The 15061-nt window shown below is 74.3% G+C and carries 15 protein-coding genes; 6 read left to right on the top strand and 9 right to left on the bottom strand.

The genetic code is table 11. The annotated features are described in order from the left end of the window. Positions 1-71 precede the first annotated feature (71 nt). Together ACFWIA_RS17175 and ACFWIA_RS17170 are read left to right on the top strand one after the other, a co-directional pair. The gene (locus ACFWIA_RS17175) at positions 72-1442 is read left to right on the top strand and encodes a ferric reductase-like transmembrane domain-containing protein (RefSeq protein WP_387005414.1); all 1371 of its coding nucleotides are present in this window, start codon (positions 72-74) and stop codon (positions 1440-1442) included. A 437-nt stretch (positions 1443-1879) separates the two neighbouring features. Continuing rightward, positions 1880-2779, top strand: coding sequence for a glycoside hydrolase family 19 protein (locus tag ACFWIA_RS17170; RefSeq protein WP_387005411.1), 900 nt, complete (start codon positions 1880-1882; stop codon positions 2777-2779). Between the two features lie 102 nt (positions 2780-2881). Here the strand turns inward: ACFWIA_RS17170 and ACFWIA_RS17165 are convergent, their stop codons facing one another. Beyond that, a complete protein-coding gene (locus ACFWIA_RS17165; RefSeq protein WP_387005409.1) occupies positions 2882-3541 on the bottom strand; it encodes a TetR/AcrR family transcriptional regulator in 660 nt (219 codons plus the stop codon). Positions 3542-3738: 197 nt separating this feature from the next. Between ACFWIA_RS17165 and ACFWIA_RS17160 the strand changes: the two genes are divergently transcribed. The 3 genes from ACFWIA_RS17160 (at position 3739) to ACFWIA_RS17150 (ending at position 7222) form a co-directional block, all read left to right on the top strand. Next, positions 3739-5214, top strand: coding sequence for an MFS transporter (locus ACFWIA_RS17160; protein WP_387005406.1), 1476 nt, complete (start codon positions 3739-3741; stop codon positions 5212-5214). Between the two features lie 231 nt (positions 5215-5445). Next, positions 5446-6204, top strand: coding sequence for a DUF4118 domain-containing protein (locus ACFWIA_RS17155; RefSeq protein WP_387005404.1), 759 nt, complete (start codon positions 5446-5448; stop codon positions 6202-6204). Positions 6205-6334: 130 nt separating this feature from the next. Beyond that, a complete protein-coding gene (locus ACFWIA_RS17150; RefSeq protein WP_387005401.1) occupies positions 6335-7222 on the top strand; it encodes a GNAT family N-acetyltransferase in 888 nt (295 codons plus the stop codon). On the opposite strand, the gene ACFWIA_RS17145 is transcribed toward ACFWIA_RS17150, so the two are convergent. Both ACFWIA_RS17145 and ACFWIA_RS17140 read right to left on the bottom strand, forming a co-directional pair. Continuing rightward, positions 7120-7638 carry a hypothetical protein gene (locus ACFWIA_RS17145; protein WP_387005398.1) on the bottom strand — a complete coding sequence of 173 codons (519 nt, stop codon included), beginning with the start codon at positions 7636-7638 and terminating at the stop codon, positions 7120-7122. The two genes, ACFWIA_RS17150 and ACFWIA_RS17145, sit on opposite strands and share 103 nt — an antisense overlap. A gap of 165 nt (positions 7639-7803) precedes the next feature. After that, positions 7804-8796 carry a fibronectin type III domain-containing protein gene (locus ACFWIA_RS17140; RefSeq protein ID WP_387005397.1) on the bottom strand — a complete coding sequence of 331 codons (993 nt, stop codon included), beginning with the start codon at positions 8794-8796 and terminating at the stop codon, positions 7804-7806. A gap of 218 nt (positions 8797-9014) precedes the next feature. Between ACFWIA_RS17140 and ACFWIA_RS17135 the strand changes: the two genes are divergently transcribed. Beyond that, positions 9015-9770, top strand: coding sequence for a glycoside hydrolase family 75 protein (locus tag ACFWIA_RS17135; protein WP_387005394.1), 756 nt, complete (start codon positions 9015-9017; stop codon positions 9768-9770). A gap of 33 nt (positions 9771-9803) precedes the next feature. Here the strand turns inward: ACFWIA_RS17135 and ACFWIA_RS17130 are convergent, their stop codons facing one another. The 6 genes from ACFWIA_RS17130 to ACFWIA_RS17105 all read right to left on the bottom strand — a co-directional run bounded on the left by ACFWIA_RS17130 (position 9804) and on the right by ACFWIA_RS17105 (position 15048). Next, entirely contained in the window at positions 9804-10265 is a 462-nt protein-coding gene (locus ACFWIA_RS17130) for a PTS-dependent dihydroxyacetone kinase phosphotransferase subunit DhaM (protein WP_387005391.1), read from the bottom strand. Beyond that, entirely contained in the window at positions 10258-10875 is a 618-nt protein-coding gene (gene dhaL, locus ACFWIA_RS17125) for a dihydroxyacetone kinase subunit DhaL (protein WP_387005388.1), read from the bottom strand. The genes ACFWIA_RS17130 and dhaL overlap by 8 nt, the downstream gene beginning before the upstream one ends. A 50-nt stretch (positions 10876-10925) precedes the next feature. Further along, positions 10926-11918, bottom strand: a complete 993-nt coding sequence (gene dhaK, locus ACFWIA_RS17120) for a dihydroxyacetone kinase subunit DhaK (protein ID WP_385753520.1) — start codon at positions 11916-11918, stop codon at positions 10926-10928. A 169-nt stretch (positions 11919-12087) separates the two neighbouring features. Further along, on the bottom strand, positions 12088-12984 hold the full coding sequence (locus tag ACFWIA_RS17115) for an alpha/beta fold hydrolase (RefSeq protein ID WP_387005385.1): 897 nt from the start codon (positions 12982-12984) through the stop codon (positions 12088-12090). 67 nt (positions 12985-13051) lie between these two features. Beyond that, positions 13052-14401 carry an MFS transporter gene (locus ACFWIA_RS17110; protein WP_387005382.1) on the bottom strand — a complete coding sequence of 450 codons (1350 nt, stop codon included), beginning with the start codon at positions 14399-14401 and terminating at the stop codon, positions 13052-13054. Next, complete coding sequence (locus tag ACFWIA_RS17105) at positions 14398-15048, bottom strand: helix-turn-helix domain-containing protein (RefSeq protein ID WP_387005380.1); 651 nt, start codon at positions 15046-15048, stop codon at positions 14398-14400. The genes ACFWIA_RS17110 and ACFWIA_RS17105 overlap by 4 nt, the downstream gene beginning before the upstream one ends. Between the last annotated feature and the right edge of the window lie 13 nt (positions 15049-15061).

Genomic DNA, 15061 nt, shown 5'->3' with positions numbered 1-15061 from the left:
ACCGCGTGAACCGTGCCGGACCCGCTCACGTACCCCTCCTCGCAACGGACTACCGACCGGAGGAGACCCACGTGCCCGAACCCCTGCGCACCTTCCACCCGCCCCCGCTGCACCCCCGCCGTGCGGTGGCCACCGGACCCGCCGTGCGGCCGGCCGTGGTGATCGCCCAGGCGCTGGTCGGGGCGGGGGCCCTGGCCGTGCTCTGCCTGTGGTGGTTCGGCGCCGCGCCCGCGGGGGGCGCGGGGGGCCGGCTCACCGACGCGGGGCGCGCCACCGGGCTGCTCGCCGGCTACGCCGCCGCCGTACTGCTGCTGTTGATGGCCCGGGTGCCGTGGCTGGACCGGACGCTCGGCACCGACCGGCTCGCCCGCTGGCACGCGCGGGGCGGCCGGATCACCGTGTCGCTGATGGTGGCCCACGTCCTGCTGATCCTGAGCGGCAAGTCCGTCACCGAGGAGCGGAACCTCGTGGACGAGACCGCTGCCGTCCTCGGCTACCCGAACATGGTGCAGGCCGCGAGCGCCTTCCTGCTGTTCCTGTGCGTCGCCGCGCTGTCCGCCCGGGCGGCCCGGCGCCGGGTCAGCTACGAGACCTGGCACGTCCTCCACCTCCTCACCTACCTCGCGGTGTACCTCGGCTTCTGGCACCAACTGTCGTCCGGTGCCCACTTCATCGGCGACCGGGCCGCCCGGATCACCTGGTACGCCGGGTACGGGACGGTGGCCGCCCTGTTGGTGTGGTTCCGCGTCCTGGGGCCCGTCCGCAGCGCACGGAGACACCGGTTGCTCGTCTCCGAGGTGCGGCCGGAGGCCCCGGACGTGGTCTCGGTGTACCTGACCGGGCGACGGCTGGACCAACTACGCGCCAGACCTGGCCAGTTCATGCGGTGGCGCTTCCTCGCGCCCGGGCTGTGGCGGACCGCCACCCCCTACTCGTTGTCGGCGCCCCCGGACGGCCGTTCGTTGCGGATCACCGTCAAGGGCGTCGGGGAGCACAGCCGTGCCCTCGCCCGGATCGCGCCGGGCACCCGGGTCTGGGCTGCGGGCCCCTACGGGGGCCTCACCGCGTCCCGGGCGAAGACCGGCAAGTCGCTGCTGCTCGCGGGCGGCGTCGGGATCACCCCGCTGCGGGCGCTGTTCGAGACGCTGCCCGGGGACACGGTCCTCGTCTACTGGGCCCGCAGCGCCACCGATCTGGTGCTGCGCGGGGAGCTCGACCGGATCGCCGCCGAGCGGGGCCTGCGCGTCGTCTACTCGGTCAGCGACCCGGACGGCTACCGGGTGCCGTTGGATGCGCGCAGCCTGCGCCGGTTGGTTCCCGACCTGGCCCGGCGGGACGTCTACGTGTGCGGCCCGCCCCGGCTGACCCGGGCCGCGCTGTCCGCCCTCGCGGAGGCCGGGGTGCCGGGCTCACGGGTGCACCACGAGTCGTTCTCGCTCTGAACGGGGTCGGACCGGTGGCGGCCGGTCCTGACCTGATCGGGTCCCCGACGACGCGGGCGCGGGCAAGCGTGTGCAGTGCGCCCGTTGCACTGCCGCCCCCTGCGTACCGTACTGATGCACCCTCATATCGACGTCTACGGCGGATGGTTGGGGAGGTCAGAGGGTGAACAGGACCCAAGGGGCCGTTTCCGTGCACTGATTGCTTGCGGGAAGGGTCGGGGAAGGACCGAGGAAGGGCTTCCGGGCGGACGGTGCGGCCGGTTCACGCGGGCAGAATGGTCTAAACCCTTGACTGGTACAGACCAAGGCGATTGAGTGGCATCCCGCCCCCCACCGCGGTCCGCCCGTCGCGCACCCGCCGCCCCTACCGGCACGTGCACGGGACGTGCTCCGTCCCGAAGACCCCCGGCGAGGCCGTACGCACGAGGAGTAGACGCATGTCCCAGCGACGCCTCACCGCCGCGCTCGCCTCCCTGGCCATCGCCACCGGCATCACGGTCGCCCTGCCCGCCACCCAGGCCGTGGCCGCGCCCTGTTCGAGTTACCAGGCGTGGACCCCCGGCACCTCCTACGCGGTGGGCGACGTCGTCCGCTACCGCGACGGCAAGGCATACATCGCCGAGCACGCCAACCCCGGCTACGACCCCACCGTCTCCACCTGGTTCTGGGACCCGTACGCGTGCGAGACCGACCCGTCCGGTCCCGAGACCCCCGCCGGCACCTTCGTCGTCACCGAGTCGCAGTTCCACCAGATGTTCCCGGGCCGCAACTCCTTCTACACGTACGCCGGTTTGAAGGAGGCGCTGAGCGCCTACCCCGAGTTCGCGATGACCGGCGGTGAGACGGTCAAGAAGCAGGAGGCCGCGGCCTTCCTCGCCAACATCGGCCACGAGACCGGCGGTCTCGTGCACGTGGTGGAGCAGAACACCGCCAACTACCCGCACTACTGCGACGCGACGCAGCCCTACGGCTGCCCCGCGGGGCGGGCCGCCTACTACGGGCGCGGTCCCATCCAGCTCAGCTGGAACTTCAACTACAAGGCCGCGGGTGACGCGCTCGGCATCGACCTGCTCCGCAATCCCTCGCTGGTGCAGACCGATCCGGCGGTCGCCTGGAAGACCGCCCTGTGGTACTGGAACACCCAGTCCGGCCCCGGCACCATGACGGGCCACCACGCGATGGTGACCGGCGCCGGTTTCGGCCAGACCATCCGCAGCATCAACGGTGCCCTGGAGTGCAACGGCGGCAACCCCGCGCAGGTCCAGAGCCGGATCAACAACTACCAGCGCTTCGCCGCGCTCCTCGGGGTCCCCACGGGAGGCAACCTCTCCTGCTGAGCGCCTTCGCTCAGCGGTCACTGACCAGCGGGCGCCCGGGGTGAATCGCCCCCCGGGCGCTTCTGCTGTTGTCCGGCCCGCCCCGCCCGCCGTGTCGGGGCGTCAGGCGTCGGCGGCCCGCCCGGTCGCGTAGTACGCCAGGAACATGCCCACCCCGGCGTCGAGCAGCTTCTCCGTGGCCTCGTCGTCCAGCGTCGTGCCGTACTGGCCGACGACGAGGTGCGGGAAGACGAAGAGCGCGTAGAGCTGGAGGACGGCCACCTCCACGTCCCCGATGGCGAGACGACCCCGTGCGTGCAGGGTGCGCAGCGCTGCGGCCACCTCGGGATGATGGCCGGTCGGGCCGTGGCGCCGCCAGGCGTCGCCGAGTTCGGGGAAGCGGTGCTGCTCCGCGGCGACGAGGGCGCGCAGGGCGATCACGTCCTCGTTGTCCCTCACCGAGCGCACCCAGGACCTGGCCACCTCGGTCAGCGCTCCGCGGAGGTCCGCTGCTTCGGTGAGCCCGGCGAGCGGAGCGGCGGCGTCCGTCGCGGTCAGCGGTTCGTCGAGGGCCCCGGCCACGACCGCCGTGAACAGGGCTTCCTTGCTGCGGAAGTGGTTGTACACCGTCACCTTGGAGACCCCGGCGGCAGCGGCGATCGCGTCCATGCCGACACCGAAGCCGTCCCGGAGGAACAGGGTGCGCGCCGCCGCGATGATGTCCCGCCGCTTGCGCTCGGCGCGGGGGCCGCTGGGGGCGGGGTGGGGGAGGTCGCCGCTCATGCGGGCAGCCTATCAGCAACTGAACGGTTGAGTTCATGTGAACTGATCTGTACGGTACAGTTCAGTTCGTTCGGTCGAGCCGCCGACCCGGGCCCGGACCTGCCCGATCACCCGGCGCCCCGGGACCCCGTCACGCCCCGGTCGACGCACCCTGCCCCCGCCCGTCGAGGCGCACCCCTGCGCACGGAGGAACCGCCATGCCCTGTTCCCGGCCCCCCGCCGATCCCGATCCCGACGTTGACCCGGCGCACCCGCACGGAGCCCACCCGGACCCGCACGGCAGCGCCCACCACGCGCCCGAGCCGCGCCGCTGGACCGCGCTCGCGGTCATCTGTCTCGCCCAGTTCGTCCTGATCCTCGACGTCACCGTCGTGAACGTCGCGCTGCCCGACCTCGCCGTCGACCTCGACCTCACCCGGTCCGCGCTGACCTGGGCGGTCACCGCCTACACGCTCTGCTTCGGCGGGCTGATGCTGCTCGGCGGGCGCCTCGCCGACGCCTTCGGAGCCCGCCGGATGATGGCCGTCGGGATACTCGTCTTCACCACGGCCTCCCTGCTGACCGGACTCGCCCAGAACGCACCGCAGTTGCTCGGCGGACGCATGGCCCAGGGGGTCGGCGCGGCGCTCCTGTCCCCGGCCGCGCTCTCCCTCGTCACCACGATGTTCCACGGCGCCGAGCGCACCAGGGCCCTCGGGGTGTGGGCGGCCGTCGGAGGCTCCGGCTCCGCGGCCGGCGTGCTCATCGGCGGGGCGCTGGCCGACGGCCCCGGCTGGCGGTGGGCGTTCTACCTCAACGTGCCCGTCGGCATCGCGGTCCTGGCGGTCCTGCCCGCCCTGGTCGCCGCCCGCCCCGCTCGTCCCGCCCGCCTGGACGTACCGGGCGCGCTCCTCGTCACCGCCGGCACCGGCGCCCTGATCTACGGTCTGGTGAGGGCCGGCGACCAGGGGTGGGCCGATGCCGTCACCCTGCTGTGCCTGTTCGGCTCCGTCGCGCTGTACGGGCTCTTCTGGCGCGTCGAACGCGCGAGCCGGGCCCCGCTGATGGACCTGCGGATGTTCACCCGGCGCCCGGTGCTGGCGGGCGCGTTCCTCATGCTGGTCGCCACCGCGCTGCTGCTGTCGTTCTTCTTCCTCGGCAGCGTGTACCTCCAACACGTGCGCGGACACAGCGCGTTCCGCACCGGCCTGCTGTTCCTGCCGGTCGCCGTGGGCACCGCGGCGGGTGCCCATCTGGGGTCCCGGTGGGTCGGACGGATCGGCGCCCAGCCGACCGCGGTCGGGGGTCTGGTGGTCGCGGCCGTGGGATGCCTGCCCCTGGCGGCCCTCGACGGCGGAACCCCGGTGTACACGGTCCTGTTGCCCGGGCTCACCTTCGCCTCGCTGGGGATCGGCGCGGTGTTCGTCACGGCGACGGCGACCGCACTGGCCCTGGTGGAGCCGCAGGAGTCGGGCCTCGCCTCCGGAGTCGTCAACACCTTCCACGAGGTCGGCGGCTCGGTGGGGGTCGCGGTGGTCTCCACCGTGGCCGCCGCCGGCATCGACCGGGCGACCCCCGGCGGCTTCGCCGACGCCTTCACGCTCGGCGCGGTGGTGGCCGCGGTGGGTGCGGTGGTCTCGCTGGCCCTCGTACCGCGCGGCAAACCGCAGCTGAGCGGGGTGCCCGTCCACTGACCGGCCCCGGCCGACGGGCCCGGCCGTCCGCTGGCCCGGTGCCGTCAGGGAGCCGTCAAGGACGGCGGGGGCGGTCGCCGGTCCGCCCGCGGAGTCGGACGCTGGACGTAGCGGGACGTGCCGGCCCCGCCCGGTCCGGGTCCGTGCGGACGAGCACCCGTCCCTCCGCCGGGCCACGACGGCGACGGCCCCGCGCCCCGCCCCGAAACCGACCGCACGAGGGAGGCAGCGATGCGTACCCGGACACCCGTCGCGCGCGACCGGCTGGCCCTGGTCGCCGGCCTGACGCTCCCCCTGCTCACCGCCGTGGCGCTCACCCCGCTGCGGACCCGCACCACCGGCGCGGTGCTGGCCCTCGCCGTCGCCGTGGCCGTCGTCGCGGTGGCGGCGCTCGGCAGCCGACTCGCAGCGGTCCTCGCGGCCCTCTCCGCCACCGTGTGGTTCGACCTCTTCCTGACCCGCCCCTACGGGACCCTGCGCATCGACGCCACCGGTGACCTCGTCGCCGCCCTGCTCCTCCTCGTGATCGGGCTGACCGTGGCGTGGATCGCCACCCGGGCCCGGCAGTTGAAGGCCGTCACGGTCACCGACGGGGCACAGCTCACGGCCCTGCACGGCACCGCGGCCATCGGACGGCGCTCGCCGGACGCGGTCACCGAGACGGCGCGCCGACAACTCGTCGCCGTGCTGGGGTTGCGCGGCTGCCGGTTCGAGTACGGCACCCTGCTCGGTCACCCGCCCCGGCTCGAACAGGACGGCACCGTCACCGTCGACGGCCGCCCCCATGACGTGGACCGCTGCGGCTGGCCCGCCGGGGAGATCGAACTGCGGGCCGCCGCCGGGGGACGGTACGTCGGACGGTTCCTGCTGGACCCGGTGCCCGGGACGACGGCCGCACCGCGCGCCCGGATCGTCGCCGTGACCCTCGCCGACCAGGCCGCCGCGGCCTGGCTGGCGGGGGCGGTGGCGAGCGGCCCGCCGGAGCCCTGACCGGCCGCCGCCGCATTGCGGACGTGTGAACGCTCCACCGCCTCGGGAATACCGGTGGGGCGTTCCTCCTTGGCTCCGGATGACGCGGGTGGCAGTCATCCGCGCGCAGCACCGCAGTGAAAGGGACCCCATGTCACAGGCGCAGTCACAGGCGTACGCGCCCACCGGTGACCGCGGGGCCGGGACCGGGAGGCCCGCGCCCGCCCGCAGCCCGGAGACCGCCCTCACGGGGGTCCCGCACGTCCTCGACAACCCGGCGCACGCCGCGCTCAACGGGACGCACGCGCACCTCGCCGAGCGGCGCGGCCGAGTGGTCCGCTATCCGCTGGACGTCTCCCCGTGGCTGGGGCTCCCGGACGACCCCGGCCCGCAGGACTGGCTGGACCTCGCGGACCTGGTCGGCCCGGACACGGAGGTCCACCTGCCGGGCGTACGGGTGTCGCCGCCCGAGGGGTGGACGGCCACCTCCCAGCACGAGGGCGTGCAACTGGTGGACGACGGGTTGGTGCCCGCCCACGACCCCGAGACGGTCCGGCTCGGTCCCGCCGACGTGCCCGAGATGCTGGAACTGGTCGCCCGCACCCGGCCGGGCCCCTTCCTGCCGCGCACCGTCGAACTCGGCACGTACCTCGGCATCCGGCGGGGCGGGACGCTCATCGCGATGGCGGGGGAACGGCTGCGACCGCCCGGCTGGGCCGAGATCAGCGCGGTGTGCACCGATCCCGCGTACCGGGGTCAGGGCCTCGCCACCCGACTCGTGCGGGCGGTGGCGGCGGGGATCGGGGAGCGGGGCGAGACCTCGTTCATGCACGCCTCGGCCGGGAACACCGGGGCGATCCTGCTGTACCGCAGGCTCGGCTTCGCCCTGCGCAGGACCACGGAGTTCGGCTCCGTACGCACGCCCGCCCGCGGCGTTCAGCGCCGGTGCGGGCGTGCCCGGCGCCGCAGGTACAGCGCCGCGGCGACGACACCGACGGTGACCAGGGCACCACCGCCCATCAGGGTCACGCTCCGGTAGTCGCTGGAACTGCCGCCCAGTCCGCCCCGGACCCCGGCCGGCGCGGTGGTCGCCGACACGGTGGGGGTCGTGTTGACGGTCACCGACTGGGTGCCGGCCGTGGTGCCGTCCGCGCACACCACCGCCACGGTGTACGTGCCGGAGCCGACGTCCGTCCAGCTCGCGGACCGGGTGGCGCCCGTGCCGAGGGTGACCTGCCGTCCCTGCGCGAAGGCCGCCTGGGTGCCCGTCATCAGCGAGGCCGTGCCGCCCTGGCCGCAGGCCGCGGTGCTGACCCGCACCGTCGACCCGCTGGCCACGACGCTGATTCCGGACACTCCGGTGCCTCCGGCGAAGGCGGGCGCCGCGAGCCCCAGCGGGAGCACGGCGGCGGCCACGGTCAGTCCGGCACGGCCGGCTATCAGGGTGGTGCGCATGTGTCTGCCCTCCGGCCGCACGGTTGGCGGAACGTCCCGTGCGCCGCCGAAATGGGGAGTCGTCCGTGCTGCCTGAGCCGAGCCAACGGCCAAAACCCCCGGTCCGCATGCGGGCACGGACCGGGCAGGTGACGCACTCCCACGTCCGGCGGAACGCCGGCCCCGTCAGCCGCCCGTCACCACGGTCCGCTCCTGCGAGTACGCCCCGTACGTTCCGTCCGGCAGCATCGCCTGGATGCGCACCCGGTACGTCACCCCCTTCTTCTGGTCCACGTAGAAGCTGTGCTTCGCGCGCCCGGTCGGTGGCTCGCCGCCCCAGATCAGGGAGGTGGTCTGCTCGCGGTTGAGCTGGATGCGGTACTGCATCACGACCGCGTCGGTCTCGGGCGGGTCCCAGGACAGTTCGAGGTGGTACGCCCCGGCCTTCGCCACGGACGCCGCCCGGAAGTCGGTGGGCGCCGTGTCCCGCCCGTCGTCCGCGCCCTCGGCGGTGGTGAGCCGCACGGTCCGGGACGCCTCCGACGAGTTGTCCGCCGCGTCCCGGGCCTTCACGGTGAAGACGTACGCGGTGCCGGGCCGCAGGCCAGTCACGACGGTACGGGCGTCCCGCGGGCCCGCACTGTGGATCTTCGTGCCCGACTGGTAGATGTCGTAGGAGACCACGCCCTGGTCGTCCGTGGACTTCTTCCAGGTCAGCAGGGCGCTGCGGCTGCCCTGGGCGCGGCCGGCGAGCGCGCCGGGCGCGGTGGGCGCCTTCTTGTCCGCCTTCGTGACCTTGGGGGTGGTCGCGGTGGCGGTGCGGCTCTCGGGGCTGAGGGTTCCCCGGTCGTCCCGGGCGCGGACGGTGAACGCGTACGAGGACGAGGGCTTGAGTCCGGAGATGTCGACCATGTACTGCTCGCCGGGCAGGTCCTTGACCTTCTTGCCGCCCTGGTAGATCTCGTACCCGGTGACCTTGGCGCCCGGTCCGGGTCGGTTCCACATCAGGTGGACGGTGCTGGAGCTACCGGCCTGCGCGGTGACCCCGATGGGCGCGGCGGGCGGGGCGACCGCCTGTTTCTCGCCGGTCAGCCCGCAGCCGGCGGTGAGGAGGAGCGCCGCGGCGGCCAGCGGGAGGGCGCGGGCGGCGGAGGTACGGAGTGGGGGGATGGGACGCACCGTGGTGCCTTCCGGTTGATGGCATTGGTACAGACCTATATGGCACGGATGGTGAGTCCACATCAAGAGGTTGACGGTTGTTCCTCTCGCGGAGGAGGGGGCCGTACGGGTCACGACACGCCGCTCCCGCCCCGACCGGCCGGTCCGTCCGGCCGTGTCGCGGTGGACACCGTCCGGCGAACGGCAACGGTTCTGTGGTGGTTCGTCACGATTCGTCTATGGAGGGTCTGTTCCTCGTGCTCATGCGAACGGTGGTCCCGACCGCCGCCCTCGGTGCCGTCCTGCTGGTCCCCGGAACGCTGTCCGCCGACGCCCTTCCCCCCGCCCCGGGGGCAGCGGGAAGCGAACGGGCCCCCCGTGCGGACCCGGTCACCGCCGCCGAACTGCTCGCGGCGGTGGGCGGCTGCGTCCAGGTGTCACGGGGCACGTACCGCACCGACGCCTCGGCGGCCCGGGAGACGGTCCCGGTGTGCGGGAAGACCGGGGTCGTCCACTGGAAGGCCGATCTGGACATCGACTGCGACGGACGCCGGGGCACCCACTGCAACGAACGGACCGACCCCTACTTCTCACCGATGACGGCCTTCACCCAGTCCGACGGCCGCTACCTCAGCGCCGAGCAACTGCCGTTCGTCGTGGTGCCCGCCCCCAGCAGCCGCTGGCGCTACGCGGACCACGGGGTCAAGGGCGGCAGCGTCGTCGCCGTCGTGTACCGCGAGCAGGTGCTCTACGCGGTCGTCGGTGACAGCGGCCCGGCCGGGGTGATCGGCGAGGCGTCGTACGCGGCGGCCGAGGCCCTGGGCATCCCGCCCGACCCCCGCACCGGTGGTGTCGCGTCCGGCGTGACCTACATCGTCTTCACCGGCACCAGGGTCCAGCCGATCGAGAGCCACCGGGCCGCCGTCATCGAGGGCGAACGGCAGGCCCGGGCGTTCGTGGCCCGCCGGGGCGCCGCCCCGGACCCCCGGGGGTGACGGGGGACCACGCACGCCCCGGCGCACGCCCGTTCACTGCTTGCGGTAGCCGTACGCCTCGGTGGCCGCCGCCGCGACCGCGTCCAGGTCCGCGCCGGTGGACGCGGTGACCACCGCCCCCACCGCACCCTCCAGGAACGGCGCGTCCACCAGCCGGGTGCCGTCCGGGAGTTCGTCCCCCTCCAGGAGCAGCGCCTTCACGGTGAGGACCGCGCTGCCGAGGTCGGTGAGCACCGCCACGCCGGCGCCCCGATCGACCCGGGCCGCCGCCGCGGAGATCAGCTCCGCGCTGGTCCCGAAACCCCCGTCCGCGGTGCCGCCCGCCGCGGCCACCGGGGCGGGCGCACCGCCGCCCGCCAGGCCCACCGCCAGCGCCGCCACGGCTTCGGCGACCGCCGCGCTGTGCGACACCAGCACGATCCCGACCACCGGTTCACCGCGTCGGGCGTCCGCCGATGAGCCCCAGCCGTTCCCCCCGCCCACCGTGTCACTCACCCGCGCCGCCCCCCTGGGCGATGCCGAGCGCGGCGATCAGCAGCGCGGACGAGGTCGCGCCCGGGTCCTGGTGGCCGATGCTGCGTTCGCCGAGGTAGCTCGCCCGCCCCTTGCGCGCCAGCATCGGGATCGTGGCCTGCGCCCCGGTGTCGGCGGCGGCCCGCGCCGCGGCGAACGTACCGCCCTGCGTCAGCGCTTCGACCGCCGGCACCAACGCGTCCAGCATCGTCTTGTCCCCGGGTGCCGCCCCGCCGAGCGTCGCCACCGCGTCGACCCCGGTGCGCAGCGCGTGCGCGAAGTCGGCGTCGGACACCTCGGGGGCGCCGCCCAACGCCTTGCCGGTGCGACGCAGCAGGGTTCCGTACAGCGGGCCCGAAGCTCCGCCCACGGTCGAGATCAGCCGACTGCCGGCGAGGACCAGCACGGCGCCGGGGGTTTCGGGTGCCTCCGCCGCCAGGGCGTCCTGCACCGCGAGGAACCCCCGTTGCAGGTTGCTGCCGTGGTCGGCGTCTCCGATCGGGGAGTCGAGGGCGGTGAGCCGGTCCGCCTCACGGTCCACGGCCGTGGCGGTGGCCCGCATCCAGCGGAGGAAGAACTCGGTGTCCAACACGGGAACTCCTGGTGGGGGATGGTGGGGGAGCGGCTGAGGGGGCGGCGCGGTCATCTGCCCCAACGCAGCGCGGGCGTACTCACCGGCGCGTCCCACAGCCGCAGCAACTCCCCGTCCACCTGGCAGAGGGTGACGGAGGCCCCCGCCATGTCCAGCGAGGTGACGTAGTTGCCGACCAGGGTCCGGGCGACGGTGATCCGCCGCTCCCCGAGGACGCGCTGCACTTCGGCGCTGAACCCGTAGAGCTCCAACAGGGGGGTCGCGCCCATGCCGTTGACCAGCACCAGGACGGGGTTCCTCGGGGTGAGGTCGTCGAGGACCGTGTGCACCGCGAAGTCCGCGATCTCCCGGGAGGTCATCATCGGCCGGCGCTCCCGCCCGGGCTCCCCGTGGATGCCGATGCCCAGTTCCAGTTCCCCGGACGGCAGGTCGAAGGTGGGACTGCCCTTCGCCGGGGTGGTCACCGAACTGAGGGCCACCCCGAAGCTGCGGGAGTTCTCGTTCACCTGCCGGGCCAGGGCCTCGACCCGTTCGAGCGGCAGGCCCTCCTCGGCCGCCGCGCCCGCGATCTTCTCCACGAAGAGGGTGGCGCCCGTCCCGCGCCGCCCGGCGGTGTACAGGCTGTCGGTGACCGCCACGTCGTCGTTGACGAGGACCTTGGCGACCCGGATGCCCTCGTCCTCGGCCAACTCGGCGGCCATGTCGAAGTTGAGCACGTCGCCGGTGTAGTTCTTGACGACGAAGAGCACTCCGGCGCCGCTGTCCACGGCCGCCGCCGCCCGCAGCATCTGGTCGGGCACGGGCGAGGTGAACACCTCGCCGGGGCAGGCCGCCGACAGCATGCCCGGACCCACGAAACCGCCGTGCAGCGGTTCGTGTCCGGAGCCCCCGCCCGAGACGATTCCGACCTGGCCGGCGACCGGTGCGTCACGGCGCACGATCACCCGGTTCGCCACGTCGACGGTCAGATCCGGGTGGGCCGCGGCGATGCCCCGCAGGGCGTCGGCCACCACGGTCTCGGCCACGTTGATCAGCATGCGCAAGGGGTTCCTCCCGGGAGGCGGTCCGGCGGACGTACGAGCGGCTTACCCGATGAGATGGGTCGTCTCCAGTATCGAAGACGACGGGGTGATCGTGCAGCACCGCCCCGCCGGCGGAGGCGCCGAACCCGCCCGGTCGGGGTCGCGGCGCCGGTGCCGGCTCCGGCCTCCGTCACCCGAGCAGACGCCGTATCTCCTCAGCGATGACCTGCGGCTCGCCCACGGGGACCATGTGGCCGGAGCGCAGGGCGTAGACGTGACGCCCCCGGCTGGACTCCGCGGCGCGGTGCGCATGGGCCGCGTCGAGGGCCGCCCGCAACTCGGGCGTCATCCCGGGGGTCTCCAGCGCCGCCGAGACCACCGTCACCGGCACGTCCCCCAACTGCGGGGGCCGCTCCCGCAGGGACCGCAGACCGTCCGTCACCGCCGCGAGTTCGGCGCCACGGGTGCGCATGGCCCGCGGGGTGAAGCCCTCCCGGCGCATGTCCGCCCCGGCATCGGGCGGGAGCGCGTCGGTGAGCGGACGGAAGGCGGGGCCGAGCTGACCCGTACGGGCGAGCTCGGCGCTCTTGCGCTGGGCCGTGCGCTCCAGCGCGCGCGACGCCGGGTCGAACAGCGGCTCGCACGCCTCGTCCGTGGCGTCGATCAGGACGACCCCCGCGATCCGCCCGACGGCCGCCGCGGCGGCCACCCGGACCACCGGACCGCCCCAGCTGTGCCCCGCCAGGACGAAGGGCCCCGGCCCCAGGTGGTCCAGCAGGTCGCCCAGGTCGCGGGCCAGCCGTTCGAGGGTGCGCGGTGCCCGGCCGCGCGGGCTGCGGCCGAGGCCGCTGCGGTCGTACACCACGGTGTCGGCGGCGTCCGCGAGCTCCTCCTGGACGAGCGCCCAGTACGAGCGGCTCGCGGCGAGTCCCCCTTCGAACACCACCGTCGCCGCGGCGCCCGGCGGCGTGGCGGTCCGCCGCTGGTAGTAGAGGGTGCGGCCGTCACGGGTGCGGGCCCGGCCCACGCCCCCCTGGGTGTGCCCCGCCGTGTGCTCCGCTCCGGTCGCCGTCCGGTCCTGCCGCATCCGTTCGTCCTCCACGCATCAGTGCCCCGGGACCGCATGACCCCGCGTCAGGTTTGGTGAGGCAACCCTAACTTGCCGTCGGGGTGGTCTCCGGCACCGGAGCGGAGGAGGTCGGCGCGGAGTCCCGTTCCGGTGCCCGACACCACAGCAGGGCCGCCGCGAGCAGCAGGGCCGTGGCGAGCAGCCAGGGCAACGGGCCCACCCCGAGGGAAGCGACGAGCAGGCCGGTGACCGCGCCGGTCAGCTGGAGGGCCAGGGACTGGACGGACAGGGCGGTGGCCCGGCCCGACGAGGTCACCGCGCGGTGCAGCAGTGCGTTCTCGTTGGGGCCCGCCGCCCCGAGCCCCAGGTACAACAGCCCGTAGCCGAGGGTGCCGAGTGCCCAGACGAGTGGACCTGAGGCCGCGGCGGTCACACCGAGCAACAACAGGCCGACCGCTGCGGTGACCAGGGACACCAGGACCGCGTGCTGCCCGCTGCCGGCGCGTCGGGCGACCAGCGGGGCCAGGTGACTGCCGAGGGCCGAGCACGCGAAGCCGGCACAGGAGAGCGCGCCGAACACCAGCGTGCCCGACTCCGGGGCGCCCGTCAGCGCCGCCACCCGCCCCGGGGTGAGCAGTTCCGTGGTGGCAAGCGCGCCACCGATCGCCGCCGTGCTCCACAGCACCCGTCGGACCAGGGCGCTGCGCCCGCCGAGCCGTAGTCCTTCGACCACGGTCGTGGGCACGCCCCGCAACACGCCGGGCAGGGTCACCGGGGCGCGCGGGGGTTCCCGTAGCGCGGTCAGTACGTATCCGGTGAAGCACAGGACGACGACGGTGCCCAGCAGCAGGGGCGCGGACAGCGGCAGCACCAGGTCCGAGGTGGCCGAGGCGATCCGGTTGCCCGGGCCGAGGTCCAGCAGCCAGGGCAGTGCGCCCCCGATCAGGGTGCCGAGGGCGAGGGCCGCGGAGGTCGCTGCGCCACCGCGCGCCAGACCGGTGCGCAGCTCGGCGTCGGGACCTCGGGACGCGTGGACGGCGTCGACGTACCAGGCCTCGGCGGGGCCGCTGGACAGGGCGCGTCCCGCACCCATCAGCGCCATGCCCAGGGTGAGTGCCCAGGCCGTGGTGGACAGCGCCTGGAGGGTGAAGGCCACGGCGTTCAGCAGTCCGGCGGCGGCGAGCACGGCCCGGCGGCCGATGACGTCCGAGAGCCCGCCGGTGGGCAGTTCGAGCACGGCGGCGGTGAGGGAGTGCGCGAGGAAGAAGCCCGCGACGGCGGTGAGGGCCATGCCGCGTTCGGTGAAGAGGAGGACGAGCGGTGCGATCGTCAGCCCCATGGGCAGCCAGAAGAGCGCGCAGGTCGTGACGTAGCGGCGGCGGGCCGACCGGGGGTCGGTACGCGGCCCGGCGGCCGTGCTGCCGGGGGCGCTCACCGGTGCTCCTCGGCGTCCGGTTCCGTGGCGCCTTCCGTCGCCCCCGTCGTGGGCGGGGCGGGCGGCTCGGGGGCCAGCGGGAGTCCGGCGGTGAGGAGGACGACCTGTTGGGCGCGCGGGTCCTCGGCGTCCCGGGCGGTCAGCTCGGCGAGCCGTTCCTCGAAGGCCCGCCACAGCTCGGTCACGGACTCGGGGGTCAGCCGGGGGAGCAGGTCGGTGATCCCGGAGGGTTCGCGCCACTCCTCCCCGAGCCGGCCCGCCTCCATGTCCGCCTCGTGCCGGGTCAGCGAGGTGGCGAGGTGCTCCAGCTGGCGCTGGCGCAGTGCGCTGACGGCGGCGCGGCCCCCGGGTGAGGCGCCCATGGCGGAGTTGCTCCAGGAGGTGACCGCATGGACCGCGCGCCACCGGCGTTCCCGTCCGTCCCGGTGCTCGGCCTCGGTGACGAAGGCGTACTTCGCCAGCACCCTCAGGTGGTAGCTGGTGGACGCCGAGGACTCCCCGGTGCGCACGGCCAGCTCGCTCGCGGTGGCGGGCCCGTACTGGCGCAGCAGGCCGAGCAGGCGCGTCCGCAAGGGGTGGGTCAGCGCCTTGAGGGCGGCGGCGTCCGTCTCGGGATCCAGGACGCGGTGGTGCTCTCGACTGGTCACTCATCGAGCGTAG

The organism is Streptomyces sp. NPDC127068, assembly GCF_042724695.1.
Lineage (GTDB): Bacteria > Actinomycetota > Actinomycetes > Streptomycetales > Streptomycetaceae > Streptomyces.
This window is presented reverse-complemented; position numbering and strand designations above follow the sequence as displayed.